This is a genomic window from Rivularia sp. UHCC 0363, assembly GCF_034931125.1.
In the GTDB taxonomy this organism is placed as follows: domain Bacteria; phylum Cyanobacteriota; class Cyanobacteriia; order Cyanobacteriales; family Nostocaceae; genus Rivularia.
In genome coordinates, this window is record NZ_JAYGHM010000070.1 from 10,114 (window position 1) to 30,051 (window position 19,938).

At 37.6% G+C, this 19,938-nt stretch carries 18 protein-coding genes and 1 pseudogene; 14 read left to right on the forward strand and 5 right to left on the reverse strand.

What is annotated here, in order from left to right; translation table 11 throughout:
- Positions 1 to 78: 78 nt before the first annotated feature.
- Positions 79 to 303, reverse strand: coding sequence for a membrane protein insertion efficiency factor YidD (yidD, locus tag VB797_RS28425; RefSeq protein ID WP_323241125.1), 225 nt, complete (start codon positions 301 to 303; stop codon positions 79 to 81).
- Between the two features lie 49 nt (positions 304 to 352).
- Here yidD and VB797_RS28430 point away from each other — a divergent pair, with 49 nt between their 5' ends.
- Positions 353 to 1,066: a diacylglycerol/polyprenol kinase family protein gene (locus tag VB797_RS28430; RefSeq protein ID WP_416350946.1), complete on the forward strand. Its 714-nt coding sequence runs from the start codon at positions 353 to 355 to the stop codon at positions 1,064 to 1,066.
- 112 nt (positions 1,067 to 1,178) lie between these two features.
- On the opposite strand, the gene VB797_RS28435 is transcribed toward VB797_RS28430, so the two are convergent.
- A complete protein-coding gene (locus tag VB797_RS28435; protein ID WP_323241126.1) occupies positions 1,179 to 1,601 on the reverse strand; it encodes a hypothetical protein in 423 nt (140 codons plus the stop codon).
- 340 nt (positions 1,602 to 1,941) lie between these two features.
- Between VB797_RS28435 and VB797_RS28440 the strand changes: the two genes are divergently transcribed.
- From VB797_RS28440 to VB797_RS28465, 6 genes are all read left to right on the forward strand, one after another.
- Complete coding sequence (locus VB797_RS28440) at positions 1,942 to 2,640, forward strand: hypothetical protein (RefSeq protein WP_323241127.1); 699 nt, start codon at positions 1,942 to 1,944, stop codon at positions 2,638 to 2,640.
- Positions 2,641 to 2,977: 337 nt separating this feature from the next.
- Positions 2,978 to 4,345, forward strand: a complete 1,368-nt coding sequence (locus VB797_RS28445) for a nicotinate phosphoribosyltransferase (protein WP_323241128.1) — start codon at positions 2,978 to 2,980, stop codon at positions 4,343 to 4,345.
- A gap of 6 nt (positions 4,346 to 4,351) precedes the next feature.
- Positions 4,352 to 4,951 carry a nicotinate-nucleotide adenylyltransferase gene (locus VB797_RS28450; RefSeq protein ID WP_323241129.1) on the forward strand — a complete coding sequence of 200 codons (600 nt, stop codon included), beginning with the start codon at positions 4,352 to 4,354 and terminating at the stop codon, positions 4,949 to 4,951.
- Positions 4,912 to 5,658 (forward strand): NUDIX hydrolase, encoded by a 747-nt coding sequence (locus tag VB797_RS28455; RefSeq protein WP_323241130.1) that lies wholly within the window; start codon positions 4,912 to 4,914, stop codon positions 5,656 to 5,658. Before VB797_RS28450 ends, VB797_RS28455 begins: the two co-directional genes overlap by 40 nt.
- A 334-nt stretch (positions 5,659 to 5,992) precedes the next feature.
- Entirely contained in the window at positions 5,993 to 7,717 is a 1,725-nt protein-coding gene (locus tag VB797_RS28460) for an NAD+ synthase (RefSeq protein ID WP_323241131.1), read from the forward strand.
- 90 nt (positions 7,718 to 7,807) lie between these two features.
- Positions 7,808 to 9,163 (forward strand): ATP-binding protein, encoded by a 1,356-nt coding sequence (locus VB797_RS28465; protein WP_323241132.1) that lies wholly within the window; start codon positions 7,808 to 7,810, stop codon positions 9,161 to 9,163.
- A 253-nt stretch (positions 9,164 to 9,416) separates the two neighbouring features.
- Here the strand turns inward: VB797_RS28465 and VB797_RS28470 are convergent.
- Positions 9,417 to 9,977 (reverse strand): annotated as a pseudogene (locus tag VB797_RS28470) (tetratricopeptide repeat protein).
- Between the two features lie 698 nt (positions 9,978 to 10,675).
- On the opposite strand from VB797_RS28470, the gene VB797_RS28475 reads away from it, so the two are divergent.
- The 3 genes from VB797_RS28475 (at position 10,676) to VB797_RS28485 (ending at position 13,425) form a co-directional block, all read left to right on the forward strand.
- Complete coding sequence (locus VB797_RS28475) at positions 10,676 to 11,005, forward strand: YbjQ family protein (RefSeq protein WP_323241133.1); 330 nt, start codon at positions 10,676 to 10,678, stop codon at positions 11,003 to 11,005.
- A gap of 487 nt (positions 11,006 to 11,492) precedes the next feature.
- On the forward strand, positions 11,493 to 12,122 hold the full coding sequence (locus VB797_RS28480; protein WP_323241134.1) for a hypothetical protein: 630 nt from the start codon (positions 11,493 to 11,495) through the stop codon (positions 12,120 to 12,122).
- A gap of 409 nt (positions 12,123 to 12,531) precedes the next feature.
- Positions 12,532 to 13,425: a glycosyltransferase family 2 protein gene (locus VB797_RS28485; protein ID WP_416350945.1), complete on the forward strand. Its 894-nt coding sequence runs from the start codon at positions 12,532 to 12,534 to the stop codon at positions 13,423 to 13,425.
- 8 nt (positions 13,426 to 13,433) lie between these two features.
- Here the strand turns inward: VB797_RS28485 and VB797_RS28490 are convergent, their stop codons facing one another.
- Entirely contained in the window at positions 13,434 to 13,691 is a 258-nt protein-coding gene (locus VB797_RS28490; RefSeq protein WP_323241136.1) for a hypothetical protein, read from the reverse strand.
- Between the two features lie 67 nt (positions 13,692 to 13,758).
- Complete coding sequence (gene sufR, locus VB797_RS28495; protein ID WP_323241137.1) at positions 13,759 to 14,424, reverse strand: iron-sulfur cluster biosynthesis transcriptional regulator SufR; 666 nt, start codon at positions 14,422 to 14,424, stop codon at positions 13,759 to 13,761.
- A gap of 229 nt (positions 14,425 to 14,653) precedes the next feature.
- On the opposite strand from sufR, the gene sufB reads away from it, so the two are divergent.
- From sufB to VB797_RS28515, 4 genes are all read left to right on the forward strand, one after another.
- The gene (gene sufB / locus VB797_RS28500; protein ID WP_323241138.1) at positions 14,654 to 16,090 is read left to right on the forward strand and encodes a Fe-S cluster assembly protein SufB; all 1,437 of its coding nucleotides are present in this window, start codon (positions 14,654 to 14,656) and stop codon (positions 16,088 to 16,090) included.
- 157 nt (positions 16,091 to 16,247) lie between these two features.
- On the forward strand, positions 16,248 to 17,036 hold the full coding sequence (gene sufC, locus VB797_RS28505; RefSeq protein WP_323241139.1) for a Fe-S cluster assembly ATPase SufC: 789 nt from the start codon (positions 16,248 to 16,250) through the stop codon (positions 17,034 to 17,036).
- Positions 17,036 to 18,367 (forward strand): Fe-S cluster assembly protein SufD, encoded by a 1,332-nt coding sequence (gene sufD, locus VB797_RS28510; RefSeq protein ID WP_323241140.1) that lies wholly within the window; start codon positions 17,036 to 17,038, stop codon positions 18,365 to 18,367. Before sufC ends, sufD begins: the two co-directional genes overlap by 1 nt.
- A gap of 282 nt (positions 18,368 to 18,649) precedes the next feature.
- Positions 18,650 to 19,912, forward strand: coding sequence for a cysteine desulfurase (locus VB797_RS28515; protein WP_323241141.1), 1,263 nt, complete (start codon positions 18,650 to 18,652; stop codon positions 19,910 to 19,912).
- Positions 19,913 to 19,938: the final 26 nt, after the last annotated feature.

The window sequence follows — 19,938 nt, forward strand, 5'->3', positions numbered from 1 at the left end:
GTTAATAAGAATTATTTCTCCTTGTCCCCTTGTCCCCCCATCTCCCCATCTCCCCATCCCCCCATCCCCCCCATCCCCCTATCTCTTTTCCTCCTCCGGAACTGGGTCATAACCGCCGGGATGAAATGGATGACAGCGGGAAATACGCCGAATTGCCAACCAGGAACCGCGCAATACTCCGAAACGTTCGATTGCTTGCATCGCGTACATCGAACAAGTGGGTTGGAAACGACAGGTTGGGGGAAATAGGGGTGAAATAAACATTCGGTAGAACCGAATAAACCAAATCAATAATAGTTTCATACAACAGCAAAAATCATATAAATTGGTAACATGGGAAAAATTTTATTTAATTGTATTTAAGTTGAGTTTATTTACTTCAATAGATTCTATTCCGCCTTTATGGCTGCAAATTTTAGCCGTTGGTGTTTGGGTGTCGCTGATTCTTCTGGGTGCGGGAGGAGTGAGTCGTCTAGCTAAGAGCGATGCGGAAATCGTCCGCAAGATAGTTCACATTGGTACTGGTAACGTAATTTTGCTTGCTTGGTGGTTAGATATGCCTGCAAGTATAGGTATTGCTGCTTCGATTTTAGCAAGCGCATTTACTTTGCTATCCTACCGATTTCCAATTCTTCCCGGTATAAATAGTGTCGGACGCAAAAGTTTAGGGACTTTTTTCTATTCAGTTAGTATTGGCATTTTGATTGCTTGGTTTTGGTATTTAAAACAACCATTTTACGCCGCACTGGGAATATTAATTATGGCGTGGGGAGATGGATTGGCAGCGCTAATCGGCCAGCGTTTTGGTAAGCATAAATACAATGTGTTAGGAGGGCAAAAAAGTTTAGAAGGTTCTCTGACTATGACTTTAGTTAGTTTTATTATCAGTAGTTTAATTTTATTAAGCGTACAGGGTAATACTTGGCAAACTTGGTTAGTATCAGTAGTTGTTGCTGTGGTTGCTACTGGTTTAGAAGCTATTTCAATTCTTGGTATTGATAATTTAACCGTTCCTTTAGGAAGTGCAGCTTTAGCTTTTGTGTTAAATCAGATAATTCTTCGTTAGATTGTCACAAATTAATACAGAATTGCAATATTATTATCTACGAAAAAACCCCGGCTTCTGTGAGGAAACCGGGTTATTTATATAAAAAAATAATCTTTCCAAAATCAGTAATCTAATGACGACGATAGTAATGCCGACGATAAATCATATTATTGATCGGATAAGCCTCTTGCCGATAAGATGCTGGATGGTAATTTACTCTTCTGCTACGGGATTTGGGACAATTTTGATAATTGTTGCGATAATTAACTCTTCGGTAATGTGGGTTGTGATTACGTCGTTGGTAATGACGAGGCTTGTAATGATTGCGTTTCCGATAACGTCTTTTTTGATGACTAATTTTGTAATCGTGCTGATTAATTGCAGGTATAGTTTCCCCTACTACAGCTTGTTCGCTTTGTGTAGATAGCAATTCTAATTCAGACTTTACAGGAATTTGAACATCTTTTCTTATTGTTGCTGAAGCTATTTCAAGCTCCACGCAATAAGGTAATACTAAAGTACCAATTACAAATTTCCAAAGCATTTTCTGCATTGACTTTCCTCGTTATTATCAAAGCTGACTTCAGCTTGACAATGACTTGAATTCCCCACTTTTATCGATAAATAATCTGTCTGACTTAATTATTAAGCCGACATTGGATTCGTTAAAAAATAGCCCAAGCTGTTTGATTTAAAAGATTTACGCAGTTTATGAGTCACTGCCATCCAAAAGTCTCTATAGATGGTTTACCACGAACATCAATCTCAAAAAAGTTTTAAACGAACGAATTTCTGGTGTTTTTATTGACAATAGGTTGCAAAACTCGATCAAGTCTTACTAAAATACTTCTATAGACATAGAAAAACTTATTGCTTACGACGGATGACTTCTAATGACATTTTTAACTCTATCTAAACCTCTCCTGCGCGATAAACAGGAAGATTTAGATTACCAGGATTTACAAGGTATTTGGCGTATAAGTGGCAAAGTTGGCAATATTAGATTGATTTCAGGATTTTATACTCGTATAGACCAAGTATTTATTATTTGGGGATTAATATCTACTGTAATCTTTACCACAGCCCAGTTTTTATCCGTTAGTTGGACTACCCAAGCAGTTTTATGGACAATACTTACTGCGATCGCAACTGTGATGATGATTGCATTTACCTGGTTTTGGGTAAGTGTAGAACGTTTGCGGTGGTTGATATATGTTTGGGTAGCTTTAATGTTAAGCGGTATTGTCTTAACTGATGCCGGAATTTTTCTGGGTTGGGGACAAGTCTTGATGCGTTTATGTCCGTTATGGTTGGGGTTGAGTGCGGTTGGCTATATGATTACGGCATGGGCTGTTAAATCTAGCACTTTTTTAATTACCGCAGCAATTCATTTATTAGGGATTTTGCTTTTACCTTATTGTGATGGTAAACAGTTTCTTGCTACTGGTTTAGTGATGGGAATAAGTTTGTTGCTTCTAGCTGAGCTTCAGTGGGAAATGCGTCCTCCGATTAATTACGATGTATTGACACTAGAACAAAAGGAATTTAACAAACAGCAAAATTTGCGTCGTCAGTTAACTTCAATTAACTAAAATCAAATCAAAAAAATCGGTGGCTTTAAGTTATCTTTTCCCACCGATTACGTGAAATGTTGATTCATTTTTCTGATTTTATTTACCAAGTATCTGCTGTTTTACGTTTATAAATTTAAAGTAAGCTAATTCGTACTCGAAACGGCTGGTTCCCGGAACCATAATGGAACGCATCGCCGTTGGAGAAACCCTATGATAGCTATAGAACCGCATGTTGAAAAATTTAAATATATCGACCCCCATCAAGTTTATTCGCGCAAGTATTTAACTAATCCTTGACAATATTTATGGTGAAAACTACCATAAATGAAAGCAGGTTTTGTTAAGGTGCGTTTGAATGACGACTTTGTTTAACGCTGATACGTCTTTGTCGGAACAGTTAAGCTTTTCCAGTGACGATTGCAGTTTGCTGACAGACCTTTATCAGTTGACGATGGCGGCTTGTTATGCAGGTGAAGGTATAGATCAAAAACAAGCTAGCTTTGAGTTGTTTGCTAGAAAACTGCCGGAAGGATTTGGTTATTTAATTGCGATGGGATTGGAGCAAGCGCTAGAGTATTTGGAAAAATTCCGCTTTAGTTCTGCTCAAATTAAAGCTTTGCAGGGAACGGGGATTTTTGAATCGGCTCCTGCTCAATTTTGGTCGTTATTAGAATCGGGGGGATTTACAGGGGATGTATGGGCTGTTCCTGAAGGGACTGCGGTATTTGCGCTGGAGCCATTGTTGCGAATCGAAGCGCCGTTATGGCAAGCACAATTGGTCGAAACTTATTTGCTCAATACCTTAAATTACCAGACATTGATTGCTACACGGGCAGCGCGATCGCGAAATGTTGCGGGTGAAAAAACAACGCTTCTAGAGTTCGGGACAAGACGTGCATTCAGTCCCCAAGCATCGCTGTGGGCTGCACGAGCGGCTTTAGCGGGGGGATTTGATGCAACATCAAACGTCTTGGCTGCGCTACAACTCGGTGAAAAACCCAGCGGTACAATGGCTCATGCTTTAGTAATGGCGCTTGGTACATTAGAAGGTAGTGAAGAACAGGCTTTTACGGCATTTCATCAATATTTCCCAGGAGCAGCATTATTAATCGATACTTACGATACCATCGCTGCTGCACATAAGTTAGCGAGTAAGGTAAAAGCAGGGGAAATAAATTTAACTGGAATTAGATTAGATTCTGGAGATTTGGTAACATTATCGAAACAAGTCAGAGAAATTTTGCCAAACGTATCAATTTTCGCGAGTGGAGATATAGACGAGTGGGAAATTGCCAGATTACAAGAAAACAACGCTCAAATTGATGGTTACGGAATCGGAACGCGATTGGTGACAGGGAATCCGGTAAACGGAGTTTACAAACTTGTCGAAATTGACGGCATTCCAGTAATGAAACAGTCGAGCGGTAAAATAAGTTATCCAGGTAAAAAGCAGATTTTCCGCGAGGTTGTAGAAGGTGAATTAAAAACTGATACCTTGGGATTAGTTGGAGAAAATTATCCAGAAAAACAGCCTTTATTAAAGTTATTTATGAAAAATGGTAAAAGGTTATATTCACCCTACACTATAAAACAAATAAAACAACAAACCGCCGCTTCAGTAGCTAGTTTACCGACTCAGATTAAAAATCTAAATTCATCAACATTGTTATCAGTTGAAATTTCTTCTTCTTTACAAAAGCTGACCGACCAAACAAAAAGATAATTGATAATGAAAATTGCATTATTCGGTACAAGTGCAGACCCACCGACAGCAGGGCATCAAGCGGTGTTAATATGGTTATCTCATTGTTACGATTATGTAGCAGTTTGGGCAGCAGATAATCCTTTTAAAGCTCATCAAACATCTTTAGAAAATCGCGTAGAAATGCTACGGTTACTGATTACTGATATTACTCCACCAAGACAAAATGTAAATTTAGAACAGGAGTTAAGTCATTTAAGAACTGTTAACACAATAGAAAATGCTAAACAACGCTGGAGTCAAGATACAGAATTTACTTTAGTAATTGGTTCCGATTTGCTCGATCAATTTCAGCGTTGGTATCGAATTGAAGATTTGTTGCAATCCGTAAAAGTTTTAGTTGTACCAAGACCAGGATATGCAATAGATAAAAATAGTTTAGATAAAATAGGTGAATTAGGAGGGAAGATTAGCGTTGCAAATCTCACAGGTTTAGATATTTCATCAACAGCGTATCGCGAACATGGTAACACCCAAGCTTTAACACCTTCAGTTACTGCTTATATTAATCAAAAGCATTTATACGAATGCCAGGACACAACCCGAAAAAAAGTTTACAAACCTTAAATCAACAACCTTTAGCTGATTTCAAAGTCGGTGTTGACAATGCTATTTTTTCAGTTGATATTACTCAAAATAGGCTATTAGTTCTATTAATAATGCGCTCTTCCGAACCATTTGTAAATACTTGGGGACTTCCAGGTACTTTAGTTCGTGAAGGTGAATCTTTAGAAGATGCTGCTTATCGCATTATGGCTGAGAAAATCTGTGTAGAAAACCTTTATTTAGAACAATTGTATACTTTTGGCGGTCCTCTACGCGACCCTAGGGAAGCAAGGGATAGTTATGGAGTGCGCTATTTATCAGTAAGTTATTTCGCATTGGTCAGATACGAGGAAGCAAAATTAATTACAGATGGTGTTGCCAATGTAGCTTGGTATCCGGTGAAGGAAGTACCGTTATTAGCTTTCGATCATAATGAAATTATCTCATACGGACATAGACGTTTGCGAAATAAATTAGAGTATTCTCCCGTCGCTTTTGATGTTTTACCAAACAAGTTTACTTTGAACGATTTATATCAGTTTTATACTACTGTTTTAGGTGAAAATTTTTCCGATTATTCTAATTTTCGCGCTCGTTTGCTCAAGTTAGGTTTTTTGCGCGATACCAGAATTAAAGTCTCGCGGGGTGCTGGTCGTCCTGCTAGTTTGTATCAGTTTGATGCGGAAGCTTTTGCTCCTTTCAAAGATAAGCCTTTGGTTTTTATTTAATTATAGGGAATAGGGAATAGGGAATAGGGAATAGGGAATAGGTAAGCTAACGTGCAGTTAAATTGTATAAGACAAAAACGCAATACTATTGTAGTGCGAGCATCTTGCTCGCTGGAGAAATACAAATCAAATGCGCGACAGTTTAATAGAAAAGAGGGAGTAGGAAATAGGGAATAGAAAGCAGGGTACTAATTCTTTAATCGCGGGCTATGCTAACAAAAATTAAATCGGATTATTCTATTATACGTCTCTGGTTCTATTTCTTAGTAAGGGCTAAATCTTTTATTAATAACTTAACCGCTTGTAATCCAAAATCTAAAATCTAAAATCTAAAATGAAAATTACAGTTGCTCAAATTAATCCGGTAATTGGTGATTTGTCTGGTAATGCTCAAAATATTTTATTCGCAGCAAAAAAAGCGGTAGCAGATAAAGCTCGTTTATTATTAACCCCGGAACTTTCTTTATGCGGCTATCCTCCACGGGATTTATTATTAAACCCTGCTTTTGTGGAGGCTATGAGTATGACTTTACAACAGTTAGCCAAGGAGTTACCAGCCGATTTAGCGGTATTGGTGGGAACAGTTGAAGAAAATTCAAAAGCACATATAGCAGGTGAAAAACCTCTATATAACAGTATGGCTTTATTACAACAAGGAAAAGTACAGCAAATTTTTCACAAACGACTATTACCAACTTACGATGTATTTGACGAACAACGTTATTTTGAAGCAGGATTGCAAGCTAATTATTTTACTCTTGATAACGTGAAAATTGGTGTAACAATCTGCGAAGATTTATGGAATGATGAAGAGTTTTTTGGTAAACGCAATTATTCAATTAATCCAATTGCCGAACTATCTAAATCGGACGTAAATTTAGTTGTTAATTTATCAGCTTCTCCTTATACATCTGGAAAACAGCACTTTCGAGAAGCAATGTTAAAACATATTGCAATGCGCTTTGAGAAACCTATTATTTATGTGAATCAAGTAGGCGGTAATGATGATTTAATCTTTGATGGCAGAAGTTTTGCTTTCAATAAAAGGGGTGAATTAACTTGTCGTGCTTGCGGCTTCGATACCGATTTATTACAGCTTGAATTTAACGAACAAAAGCAAGATTTGGATATTGGTTTTATTACACCCGATTACGAGTCAGAAGATGAAGAAATTTGGCAAGCTTTGGTTTTAGGAGTACGGGATTACGTTCGTAAATGTGGTTTTTCTAAAGTTGTATTGGGTTTAAGCGGTGGTATTGATTCATCGATTGTTGCCGCGATCGCCACCGCAGCGTTAGGTAAAGAAAATGTCCTGGGTGTACTGATGCCTTCTCCTTACAGTTCCGCATCTTCTATCAAAGATGCCAATGATTTAGCTGTTAATCTGGATATAAAAACAACGTTGCTACCCATAGAAAAATTAATGCAATCCTATGACAGCACCTTTACAGAATTATTTGCTAATACCGAATTTGGCTTGGCAGAAGAGAATATTCAATCTCGGATTCGCGGTAACTTATTGATGGCAATTTCTAATAAATTTGGCTATCTTTTGCTATCAACGGGTAACAAGTCAGAAATGGCTGTTGGTTACTGTACTTTGTACGGTGATATGAATGGTGGGTTGGCTGTAATTGCCGACGTTCCTAAAACCCGCGTTTATTCGCTTTGTCGTTGGTTAAATCGGAATGAGCAAGTAATTCCCCTTCAGGTTTTGACCAAAGCACCAAGCGCTGAACTTAAACCCGGTCAAGTTGACCAAGATTCCTTACCAGCATACGAAGTTTTAGATGACATTTTGCAGCGTCTAATCAACGATTATCAGTCAGCAACGCAAATAGTTGCAGCCGGACATGATGCAGCAGTTGTCAACCGCATTATTCAAATGGTAGCTCGTGCAGAATTCAAGCGACGACAAGCACCCCCAACAATCAAAATTAGCGATCGCGCTTTCGGTACTGGTTGGAGAATGCCTATTGCCAGTAACTGGTTGATAATTAAAAATGCTTATCAAAGCGAAACGTTATCTACACCTACCTTCCCATCTCCCGAACAATAAAATACTCAACACAGGTAAGTTGTGATTTCAAAATATACTAAATTAAACCGAAAACCACAATATTAATTTATCAAATAAAAATATAGCTTTATGCATGAAGCTGATCGGAAATTATCCGAATTAAAAGCAATAAACCACAAACTTCAAAAAGATATTTATGAACGTGATTTATTTGAAGAAAAGCTACGTAGTTCTGAAGCTAAAGTAAGAGCAACGTTTGAAGCAATGACGGACATTGTATTTATTGTCCATGTTGAGAACAATATGCTGAATAACCTAGAAGTTATCCCTACAAATTATAGTAAATCAGATAATAGCAATATAGATTTAATTAGCGAAACAATAGAACAGTTTTTTCAAGATAAAACGCGATTAACCTGGTTGGAAAAAGTTGATCGAGCATTAAAATCGGCAAAGACAATCAATTATGATTATAGTTTGTGTATAGAAGATACTAAATATTGGTTTAGTGCTAATATTTCGCCGATTTCCGAAACTCAAGTAGTTTGGGTAGCGCGAGATATCAGCGAGCGTAAACGAACAGAAATTGCTCTTAAACAATCCGAATTGCAAGAGCGAAACAAAGCGCAGGAATTAGAAAAAACCCTTAGAGAATTAAAACTGACTCAATCTCGATTATTGCTGTCTGAGAAAATGGCATCTTTAGGTAGTTTAGTCGCAGGTATTGCTCACGAGATTAATAATCCTACCAACTTTATTTATGGAAATAGTGATATAGCAACAAACTATGTGCAAGATTTGCTAGATTTAATAACTTTATATCAAAAGCATTACCCCAAACCTGCAACCGAAATTAGTCAACAGATAAATGACATTGACTTAGATTTTATAGCCGAAGATTTTCCTCATTTACTTGACTCAATGAAGCAAGGTGCGAACAGAATTACTCAAATTGTGCAGTCTTTACGAGATTTTTCTCACCACGATGAAGCAAACTATAAGCGTGTAGATATCCATGCAGGTATTGATAATACAATACTTTTATTGGAGCATCGGATTAATCAAGCATCATCACGAAAAATCCAAATTATCAAAGAATATGCTGAGTTACCAAAAGTAGAATGTTATCCTAGTAAGCTAAATCAAGTATTTATGAACGTACTTTCTAATGCGATCGATGCATTGGAAGAAGGAATCGAAAAAAACAATATTCAGAATCCTTATATTCGCATTTTTACAGAAATTTTAGATGACAAAGCTGTAATTCATATTGTTGATAATGGTATTGGAATTAATCAAGAAGTAAGCGAACATTTATTTGACCCATTTTTTACCACAAAAACTGTAGGGAAAGGTATTGGAATGGGATTAGCAATTAGCTATCAAATTATTGTTGATAATCATCAAGGTGAACTCCAGTGTATTTCCGAATTTGGCAAAGGAGCCGAATTTATCATTTCCATTCCTTTACACTTAACGGTATAAAAAGTTTGAGAATGAAGCAAGTGGAATAAACTCAATCAAGTCTTAAGTCCTATCTTGCTTCATGCTTAGGATGATAAACGACACTAGGAAACCGAGATAATAATATGCTCTTTCAATGCCAGATCGTGATTGCAAACTCAGTGCAGATGCATTTTCCCGCTCTTTATCTACTAATTAGAGACAAATCGAAACAATTTTAACCTTCTAGATCTCGTAACATTGCATCTATTCGAGCAACATCATCCCATCTTTGCTAACTTTTGTAGATATTTAGCGCTTGTTTTAAAGCTCCTGCGGCTTCTTTTGATTAACTTCTATTCAAAATTCTACCCCGCAACTCGGAAGCTTGGGGGTTTTTGGGGTCTAATTCGACAATTTGTTCGTATGCCCATTTTGCGTTATCGTATTCCCCTAAACGTAATAAGATTAAAGCTAACCCAATGTAGGCATTCACATTTTGACGGTCAACCTGTATAGACTTGCGGTAAGCATCTTTTGCAGTATTATTATCGCCCATACTACCGCTAACGTAGGCTAGAGCATACTGATAATCCCCATTGTCAGGATTGAGAGCCACCGCACGACGGTAAGCGGCTAATGCTGCGGAATAATTTCCTTGTTGAGCATACAAATAACCGATACCAGAATAAATACTACCATTTTTAGGTTCTAAGGTCGCAGCTTCTTGATAAACTCTGATTGCGCCATTAAAGTCACCAGATTTTACCAAGTTACGACCTTCGTCCAGCAGTATTTTTACCTGCTGAGTGCTTGCTTGGGCTACTTTCACTTGAGCCTGAGCCACAGTTGGCATTGCTGCTGCAACGCTTCCTATTAAGAGAACACCGATCAAAGAATATGTTCGATTGTACACGGTTGAATACCCGAAAGTTTTCGCAACTTTATCACAACTTAAAATTATGCTTGTCCATTAAAACAAAAATATTCGGTTTTGAAAACTCTATTAGCGTACTTTTTTTTAAATTCATCATTACTTTATCATTTCTGCTATACAAAAACATTTTCCTCAGTAATTACTCGGTGATGAGTTTTTTTACTCTTTTGAGCAATAAATATCCGTTTTTGAGGATTTGACGTTTCTTAGCTGCTTGTTTCTGGGTAGCAATTCATCTTACACATATTATCTCGTTTTGAGTAGTCTTTGTATGTAGCACTGTCTACAATTAAGCCACAAATAGTAGAAATATAATTAACGGTTTCTCAAATGTATAGCAATCCTTTTTGATTTCTGTACGTGCAAGGGTCGCTGCTAGGAATAGGTAACAGATGATATACTGAGCCTTTTAAGCACACTGCATGGATTATGCTTACAAAATTCTGTTACGAACCCTACGTTTACCTGTGCTGTCAACAGAAATCTGCGTTATGAATACAATTCATCCTATTTATCTGGAAATATTCTGATTAAAACCTTAGATCGGAGGATTTATTTTGGTGCAAAATCATTAATCATTGAGAATTGATATTCAAAAGGGTTTTTGAGGTAAATCTATGATTATAACCACTACCGATGTAATTCAAGGAGCGATCGTTGAATCATATTTGGGTGTTGTAACGGCAGAAATTGTTTATGGTAGTAATTTTTTGCGAGATTTTTTTGCTGGGTTAAGAGATATTATCGGTGGACGCACAGGTAGTTACGAGCGTTTGTTTGAGGAAGGGCAACAAAAAGCACTAGCAGAATTAGAAAAACGAGCGCAGCGTTTGGGAGCGAATGCTGTTATCGGGATCGAAATTGATACCGGCACAATAAATGTTGACCAATCTGGTGTTTTATTATTAATTACTGCTGTCGGTACTGCGGTCAAGATACGTGAATGACATTGCTCACTAGATGCATTCCCGTACATATGTTTTCCAAAAAACTGGAGGAAACGATCGTCATTCTGGAGGCAAGATTTTTATCAATGACTTTGACTCAATTATCATGTCTCCAGTATGTTGTTATCTAGTATATTCAAAACTGCTTCATAAACAGTTAATAACCTTTTCAATTATGTGCTTTGGAACAGCTATTTTTGCTACAAGCGTTTCATAGATGAGGATTAGCCAATATATCAGTTTAATAGTTGTTAGATTTGTTATAGTATCTTTATAAATAAAATATATGTACTTATCCCATAATTATTCTTAACAAAAATTATTTTTTATTATTGAATAAAAATACTGTATTATAGCTAAAGATAGAGTTATAAACTATTCCGTTGGATAGATATGGATAACATGAATTTATAATTTAATTAATAATTATAAGCAGTTGTATTGCTAATAAAATTTTTACTCAAAAAGCGAGGAGAAACGGTTAATAATGTCTTACGTAAATAGAGTTGGTGAAGAAGTAATTACGGAACCGGGGGTAGCAAGTAGAGTTGTAGATTATCACGATCGCGTTCGTTGGGGTCCAATTATTTCCGGCTTGCTGGTTGGTTTAGCTACTCAACTAATTTTGAGCGCGTTGTTCGGTGCAATTGGAGCTACCTTTGTCTCTGACTCTGGCGCACCTCGCACTATAGCACCCGACATTGCGGGAAACGTAGGTATTTGGTCAACAATTGCTTTACTAATTTCCTTGTTTGTTGCAGGTTGGATTACAACTCGCGCTTGCGGTCCGATGAATCGCAGTACAGCTTTGCTAAATGGCGCAATTCTTTGGGCTACAACTTTGGCTGTTAGTTCATGGTTGCTTGCAAGTGGTGTATCTGGAGCTTTTGGGGTTGCAGCTTACAATGCTGGAGAAGTACTCAATCAAGTACAGATACAAGGTGCTAATATTCCTGCTAATGTACCTAGCGTTAATGCACAACAAGCTCGTGATATTGCGGCTGCAACTTCCAAAGGTTTGTGGTGGTTTGTATTCGGTTCTTTGCTCGGTTTAGTCGCATCAATGATTGGAGCAGCAGTAGGTGCGCGTACTCCCCGCGTCCGTCACAATCCTTAAAAACTTGTATATAAAACTAAGTTTTAATAATTAATGAAAGCACCCGTTATCGTCGGGTGCTTTTTGATTTGAGGAATTATACAAATCTTACTTAGTATCAATAAAAATTAGCACATTGAAGAAGATACAGATATAGAAATGTCGCAGCGTAAATTTTAAATAAAGTATATTTGATTAAATATAATTAAAGTATAAATTACTGTGGTGCAATTTCAGATAAATGCGATCTATGTAGTTTTATTATTTGATTATTAATATTAGTTCAAATATAACTTACGTTTATTTCTCTAAATAAGCATCTTAAATTTATATTTTTTATACGAATAAAGGATATTGTTAACTAAGCCAATTTATTCGATATACATCAATTCATAATTCTATGTTATGTCCGCAAGTTACGCTAATAGTTGTGCCACACCAATGCTTTAGCTGCACTCAACAGTCACTTGAAAGTATTTATAAATATACAAAGATTCCTTTTAAACTAATTTATATAGATGGATATTCTCCTCAAAAAGTTAACCAATATCTAGAAATCCAGTCTCAGGAAAAAGGATTTCTGTTAATACGTACAGAAAAATATGTATCTCCTAATCAAGCGCGTAATATTGGTTTAAAGCACGTAGATACCGAATATGTTGTTTTCCTCAACAATGATGTCTTAGTCAAAGATGGTTGGTTAAATAATCTCATCAAGTGCGCTCAAGAAACTGATGCTTCAGTAGTTAGTCCAATTTGCGTACAAGGAAACTTAGCAGAGCAAATTATTCACTTTGCTGGAGGTAGCTTAGAATTTCAATCTAAAGATAGAAGTTTAGATTTATTCGATCGACAGTTCTTTGTGAAAGACTCTTTGCATAAAGTCAAATCTCAAATTACACGTAAACCAACACAAATCATCGATTTTAATTGTGTTTTGGTGCGGACATCTGTTTTTCAGCAGATAGATAACTTCGATGAAAAATTGATGAGTGTTACGGAAGAAATTGATTTTTGTTTATCTGTACTTGCAGTAGGTGAAAATATTTACCTAGAGCCAGAAAGTACTGTTAGCTTTGTTCCATTTACAGACTTGATAACATCAGATTTTCCTTATTATTTCCTACGTTGGAGTTATATTTGGAATCGTAAAAGCGTCAATCATTTTCAAGAGAAATGGAATTTAGCAAAGGATGCGAAATTTATTACTAACGTTCTTGAACGAGTAAGCAAGCGTAACGTATTACCATTCGATTCATTGAGCGAACAAATTAAATTTGAGATTAACAAAGAAATTTGTGTCAATCCGAAAATATCTATTTGAACACCCGATCACCACTTCAAAAAAGCAGCTTCAACTCCCTTCTCTCGTCTAATTTTTCCATCTTTCTCAAACCAATCAATAATTTGCTTGGTAGTTAATTCTTCTACCACAACATTATTTTCTTTCGCTATCTGCTGCAATACTCTCAGTGAAGAAATCGTCAATCGAGTCAGAAACTTTTCTGGAGAAGAAAGTAAAGCAGCATCAACTTTCTCTGATTCTTCCATAGTTAAAAATTGTGTAGTTGGTTGCTGTTGGGGTTCCATAATTCCTATATATTTATATTCTTAACTCCTAACTCCTAACTCCTAACTCCTAACTTTTAACTCCTAACTATTTCCTCGCTTTTACTAAATAACCACAACGGTGTTCACCATCAATAATCCATTGGGTACGCTCAACAGTACAGTCGGGTAAAACTGTAGCAAACATTTCTAATTCATGTCCGCAAACGCTGGGGAATGATTCGGCAACATTAGAAATGGCACAATTATGTTCTATAAAAACAAATTTGTCTTCTGCTTCTGAGTCTGAAACTTCTACAGGATAGTATTCAGCCATAAAACCTTCAGCTTTTCTCAGTTCCACTAAAGCTGCTACTCGAAGACTTAACGAACCTTTACCTAAACGTTGCCGATATTCCTCTGCTTTACGCTTCCATTGTTTTTGTAAAATCGAACTTACTTGGTCTCGTCCTACCGTTTCTGCTAAAGTATCAAGTAGGGATACGGCAAATTGACCGTAACTATCCCCAACTTCGCGACGTAAGCGTTCTTTGCCTTTATCGCTCAATTGATAAACGTGTTGCGGACGACCCATACCCATTTGTTCGGAGGAATAAATTATTAACTCTTCACCCTCCAAATCTTTCAAATGGCGACGAATCGCTTGAGGACTCACTTTTAACGTCTCCGCAAGCTGCAAAGCTGTAGCCTGCACTTCTTTGAGCAGATATTTCAAGATATCTTGTTTGGTTGAGGACTGGTGGCTTATTTCCATCGTCGTCCTAAAAATATTAAAGAAATTTTCACTTTCACAACATCAATGTTGTTAAAAGGGCGTAAAATGAAGATACATCAAAACAACTGAGTTGTTGTTTTAGTCTCCATCATTATTGTAACAGTCGCGAGACCTACAGTCACGTTTAGGTGGGAAGCCCGCTATTTTATAGCCCATCTCCCAACCTTAAAGAGAGAACAAGCGAAGCGAACGCAAGAGAATATTAGCGATGAGTGCCAACGTAAAAACCTTAGTCAACCAGCCTTACAAGTACGGTTTCGTTACCGACATCGAAACAGATAGCATACCTCGCGGATTAAGTGAGGATGTAGTTCGTGCAATCAGTGCGAAGAAAAACGAGCCGGAATTTATGCTGGAGTATCGCCTCAAAGCTTACCATCAGTGGCTCAAAATGACTGAGCCGGATTGGGCTAGTGTCGGTTATCCTGCCATAGATTATCAAAATATCATTTATTATTCTGCGCCTAAGCAAACCGCGAAGAAAAAAAGTTTAGATGAAGTAGATCCAACTTTATTAGAGACCTTTGAAAAGTTGGGTATTCCTTTATCGGAACAAAAGCGGTTGTCGAATGTTGCTGTTGATGCAATTTTCGATAGTGTATCTGTAGCAACTACTTTTAAAGAAAAGCTCGCGGAAGACGGAGTTATTTTCTGTTCGATTTCCGAGGCTTTGCAGGAACATCCGGAATTAGTACAAAAGTATCTTGGAAGCGTAGTTCCTATTGCGGATAATTACTTTGCGGCTTTGAATGCTGCCGTTTTCAGCGATGGTTCTTTCGTATTTATTCCCAAAGGCGTAAAATGTCCGATGGAATTGTCTACCTATTTCCGCATTAACAACGGCGATACCGGACAGTTTGAGCGGACTTTAATTGTTGCGGAAGAAGACAGTTACGTTTCTTATCTTGAAGGCTGTACCGCGCCAATGTACGATAGCAACCAGCTACACGCAGCGGTTGTGGAACTAATCGCGATGGATAATGCCGAAATCAAATACTCTACCGTGCAGAACTGGTACGCCGGGGATGAAAATGGTAAAGGTGGAATTTACAACTTCGTCACCAAACGCGGTTTATGTAAAGGGAAGAATTCCAAAATATCTTGGACTCAGGTAGAAACGGGTTCTGCGATTACTTGGAAATATCCTAGCTGCGTATTAGTAGGTGATAACTCCGTTGGTGAATTTTATTCGGTAGCGCTAACTAATCATATGCAGCAAGCCGACACCGGAACCAAAATGATTCACGTTGGTAAAAACACTCGTTCTACAATTATTTCTAAAGGAATTTCTGCGGGTAAATCCAGTAATAGCTATCGGGGTTTAGTGAAAGTCAATCCCAAAGCTGACGGAGCAAGAAATTATTCTCAATGCGACTCAATGCTGATTGGAGATAATGCCCACGCTAACACTTTTCCTTATATTCAAGTACAGAACAATACTGGAAAAGTAGAACATGAAGCTTCTACTTCCAAGATTGGGGAAGACCAACTATTTTACTTTTCTCAGCGTGGCATTTCCACAGAAGATGCGATCGCAATGATGATTAGCGGTTTCTGCAAGGACGTGTTTAATCAGCTACCAATGGAATTTGCTGTAGAAGCTGATAAATTGTTGAGTTTGAAGTTGGAAGGAAGTGTTGGTTAGTAGGGAGATGGGGAGATGGGGGGACAAGGGGACAAGGGGACAAGGGGACAAGAATAATTTTAACCTTTAACCTTTAACCTTTAACCTTTAACCTTTGACCTTAATTACTCCTAACTTTTAAATCCAAAATCTAAAATCCAAAATCTAAAATCGAAAGATGATTAACGAAAATAGCAAAGTGGTGCTGTCAGTCAAAGATTTGACGGCTAATGTTGATGGAAACCAGATTCTCAAGGGTATAAATCTGGAGGTGCATGCTGGTGAAATTCATGCGATTATGGGACCGAATGGTTCTGGTAAAAGTACGTTTTCTAAGATTTTAGCTGGACATCCTAGTTATGAAGTAACTGGTGGTGAAGTAGTTTTTCGCGAACAAAATCTCTTGGAAATGGAACCAGAAGAAAGAGCAAGAAATGGTGTATTCTTGGCGTTTCAGTATCCTTTAGAAATACCTGGTGTCAGCAATTTAGATTTTTTAAGAGTCGCTTATAATTCTCGACGCAAAGCACAAGGTTTAGAAGAAATTGACGCTTTTGACTTCGATGATTTGATCGAGGAAAAGTTGGAAGTTGTCAAAATGGACTCCGCTTTTCTTAATCGCAGTTTAAATGAAGGGTTTTCTGGTGGTGAGAAAAAGCGTAATGAAATTTTACAAATGGCGCTTTTAGAACCAGATTTGGCAATTTTGGACGAAACCGATTCTGGTTTGGATATCGACGCTTTGAAAATAGTGGCAAATGGGGTAAATCAGTTAACCAGTGCGGAAAACGCCACAATTATGATTACCCATTACCAACGATTGCTTAACTATATTGTCCCGGATTACGTTCATGTCATGGCAAAAGGACGGATTATTAAATCTGGTGGTAAAGAGTTAGCTTTAGAGTTAGAAGCTCGCGGTTACGACTGGATTTTAGAAGAAGCTGGTGTTGAGGTGGGTGTGTAATGAATATAGAAATTTCTTCGATTCCCAATTCCCGCGAAGTTAGTTTATCAGATGCGCTGTTAAATAAAGATGCTTATTTGACTGGATTAGTAGATAAAGTTAGCGTCGTTAAAAGTGAAGGATGGCTGCAACAATTAAAAGATGACGCTGCTAATTGGGTGCGTCATTCAACATTACCCACTAAGAAAGATGAAGAATGGCGATTTACCGATTTATCGGCATTACGTCAACATGATTTTAAAGTAGACACGAAAATATCCCCAGATTCCGCTCCATTTACAGCAATTAGCGATACTCGATTGGTATTTGTAAACGGTGTATTTGTCAAAGAATTATCGGCGATCGCCGATCTACCAGATGGGGTTGTAGTCAGCAATTTATCTGGTTTACCTAATTTAGACGGTGAACTAGTTAAAGCATATTTAGCACAGGCTGAAGGTGCAAAGGAAGTATTTACAGCACTCAATACAGCCGGAATAAATGATCTAGCGCTAATTTGGCTGTCTCGTGACGTGATAGTAGAAACATCGATACACTTAGTGTTTATTTCTACTGATAAAGCAATTTCTCAACCCCGCTGTTTAGTCGTAGCCAAAAGTGGTTCCGAAGTGACGTTTGTAGAAGAATTTATCAGCGGAAACCCAGAGAAAGACCAACAAGAAGTTTATTTAAATAATAGTGTTACAGAAATCTGGGTTGATGAAAACGCGAAAGTGAATCATACCAGAATTGAACGTGATAGTGTAGAAGCTTTTCATATTGGGAAAACAGTCGTTACTCAAGCGCGTAACAGTCGCTACACCTGTAATGCGATCGCCTTGGGTGGAAAGCTATCGCGACACAATTTAGAAATCTTACAAACAGGCGAACAAACCGAAACAATTCTTAACGGATTGACAATGATTTCTGGTAGTCAATTATCAGATACTCACAGCACACTTGCTCTGAATCATCCTTACAGTAACAGCAAGCAATTACAGAAAAATATCATAGCGGATAAAGCGCATGGTGTATTCAACGGTAAAATCTTCGTTCCTAAACCCGCGCAACTAACAGACGCATCGCAGTTAAATCGTAACTTGCTGCTATCTCCTCAAGCGAGAATAGATACCAAACCGCAATTAGAAATTACTGCCGATAACGTAAAATGCGCTCACGGTGCTACGGTGAGTCAGTTAGAAGATGATGAAATTTTCTACTTACAAAGTCGGGGAATTGATGAAAATAACGCCCGTCACTTATTAATTAACGCTTTCGCAGCCGAAATAATTAATAAAATACCCATTCCTTCCCTGCGTCAAAATTTAACTCAAACAGCAAATGAATTTTAGATTACCCTACGGGAAGACGCTTTCGCGTCAATAGATTTTGGATTTTAGATTGAATAAATAATAAAGCTATAACTAACTACTTTATTGCTACTGTAATATTACTTATTTCCTCTGTCTCTTTATTCTCTGCGTACTCTGTGGTTTAATTAAATCATTCTTTTTTGAGCATGATAGAAATAATATTTATTCCGTAACTAAAATTCAATCTTTAATCCAGAACTATTAATCCAAAATCCATTCACGAAGTGTGTCCGAAGGACATAATCCAAAATCCAAAATCCTATGACTTTCACCCAGGAAAAAACCCTTGCCGATAAGGTTCGCCAAGACTTCCCGATATTACACCAAGAAGTTAACGGCAAACCTTTAGTTTACTTAGATAACGCTGCAACTTCTCAAAAACCTATATTCGTACTCGATACTATTCGTAACTACTACGAAAAGTACAATGCAAACGTACATCGCGGCGCACATCACCTCAGCGCTAAAGCTACCGACGCATACGAAGCAACACGAGATAAAATTGCTCAATTCATTAATGCTAAATCTCGTGAAGAAATCGTTTTTACCCGCAACGCTACTGAAGCAATAAACTTAGTTGCTTACAGTTGGGGAATGAATAATTTAACACCTGGAGATGAAATAATTCTTTCGGTGATGGAACACCATAGTAACATTATACCGTGGCAATTAGTTGCTCAAAAGACTGGTGCGGTGTTGAAATTCGTTGAATTGACACCGGAAGAAACCTTTGATTTGGAACAATTTAAAAAGCTGCTTTCAGATAAAACCAAATTGGTGTCAATAGTTCACGTTTCTAACACCTTGGGTTGTATAAATCCGGTATCAGAAATTTGTAAATTAGCTCATAATAAAGGAGCAAAAGTATTAATTGATGCCTGCCAAAGCGTACCTCATATGCCAGTTGACGTACAGCAAATTGACTGCGATTGGTTGGTAGCTTCCGGACATAAAATGTGCGCTCCTACAGGTATTGGGTTTTTGTATGGTAAATTAGAAACCTTGCAAGCAATGCCGCCATTCATGGGTGGTGGAGAAATGATTGCGGATGTGTTTTTAGACCATTCCAGCTACGCAGAACTACCGCATAAATTTGAAGCTGGTACTCCTGCAATTGGGGAAGCGATCGCTTTGGGTGCGGCCATAGATTATCTGTCGGGTATTGGCATGGATAAAATCTATGCTTACGAATCAGAATTGACTGGTTATTTATTTGAGCAATTAGGTAAAATACCAGAACTAAGAATTTATGGTCCCAAACCCGATGCAAAAGGTTATGGAAGGGCTGCATTAGCTTCATTTACCGCAGGAGTTGTTCATCCTAACGACTTATCAACTCTATTAGATAACGAAGGTGTAGCAATTCGTTCCGGACATCACTGTACGCAACCGTTGCATCGTATTTTAAATGCTCCCGGTACGGCAAGAGCGAGTTTATCTTTTTACAATACTCGCGAAGAAATCGATATTTTTATCAAAGCTTTGAGAGAGACTTTGGATTTCTTTAGCAGTATGATGAGTTAAATTGATGGTAAAAAACTTTCAAGTTT

Excerpts from the sequence above, each read along its gene's own strand:
- VB797_RS28515 (WP_323241141.1), top strand. The coding sequence starts at position 18,650 with ATGACTTTCACCCAGGAAAAAACCCTTGCCGATAAGGTTCGCCAAGAC.
- VB797_RS28455 (WP_323241130.1), top strand. The coding sequence starts at position 4,912 with ATGCCAGGACACAACCCGAAAAAAAGTTTACAAACCTTAAATCAACAA.
- VB797_RS28490 (WP_323241136.1), bottom strand. The coding sequence starts at position 13,691 with ATGGAACCCCAACAGCAACCAACTACACAATTTTTAACTATGGAAGAA.
- VB797_RS28440 (WP_323241127.1), top strand. The coding sequence starts at position 1,942 with ATGACATTTTTAACTCTATCTAAACCTCTCCTGCGCGATAAACAGGAA.
- VB797_RS28450 (WP_323241129.1), top strand. The coding sequence starts at position 4,352 with ATGAAAATTGCATTATTCGGTACAAGTGCAGACCCACCGACAGCAGGG.
- sufB (WP_323241138.1), top strand. The coding sequence starts at position 14,654 with ATGAGTGCCAACGTAAAAACCTTAGTCAACCAGCCTTACAAGTACGGT.
- VB797_RS28445 (WP_323241128.1), top strand. The coding sequence starts at position 2,978 with ATGACGACTTTGTTTAACGCTGATACGTCTTTGTCGGAACAGTTAAGC.
- sufR (WP_323241137.1), bottom strand. The coding sequence starts at position 14,424 with ATGGAAATAAGCCACCAGTCCTCAACCAAACAAGATATCTTGAAATAT.
- VB797_RS28475 (WP_323241133.1), top strand. The coding sequence starts at position 10,676 with ATGATTATAACCACTACCGATGTAATTCAAGGAGCGATCGTTGAATCA.
- VB797_RS28465 (WP_323241132.1), top strand. The coding sequence starts at position 7,808 with ATGCATGAAGCTGATCGGAAATTATCCGAATTAAAAGCAATAAACCAC.
- sufD (WP_323241140.1), top strand. The coding sequence starts at position 17,036 with ATGAATATAGAAATTTCTTCGATTCCCAATTCCCGCGAAGTTAGTTTA.
- VB797_RS28480 (WP_323241134.1), top strand. The coding sequence starts at position 11,493 with ATGTCTTACGTAAATAGAGTTGGTGAAGAAGTAATTACGGAACCGGGG.
- VB797_RS28460 (WP_323241131.1), top strand. The coding sequence starts at position 5,993 with ATGAAAATTACAGTTGCTCAAATTAATCCGGTAATTGGTGATTTGTCT.
- VB797_RS28435 (WP_323241126.1), bottom strand. The coding sequence starts at position 1,601 with ATGCAGAAAATGCTTTGGAAATTTGTAATTGGTACTTTAGTATTACCT.
- sufC (WP_323241139.1), top strand. The coding sequence starts at position 16,248 with ATGATTAACGAAAATAGCAAAGTGGTGCTGTCAGTCAAAGATTTGACG.
- yidD (WP_323241125.1), bottom strand. The coding sequence starts at position 303 with ATGAAACTATTATTGATTTGGTTTATTCGGTTCTACCGAATGTTTATT.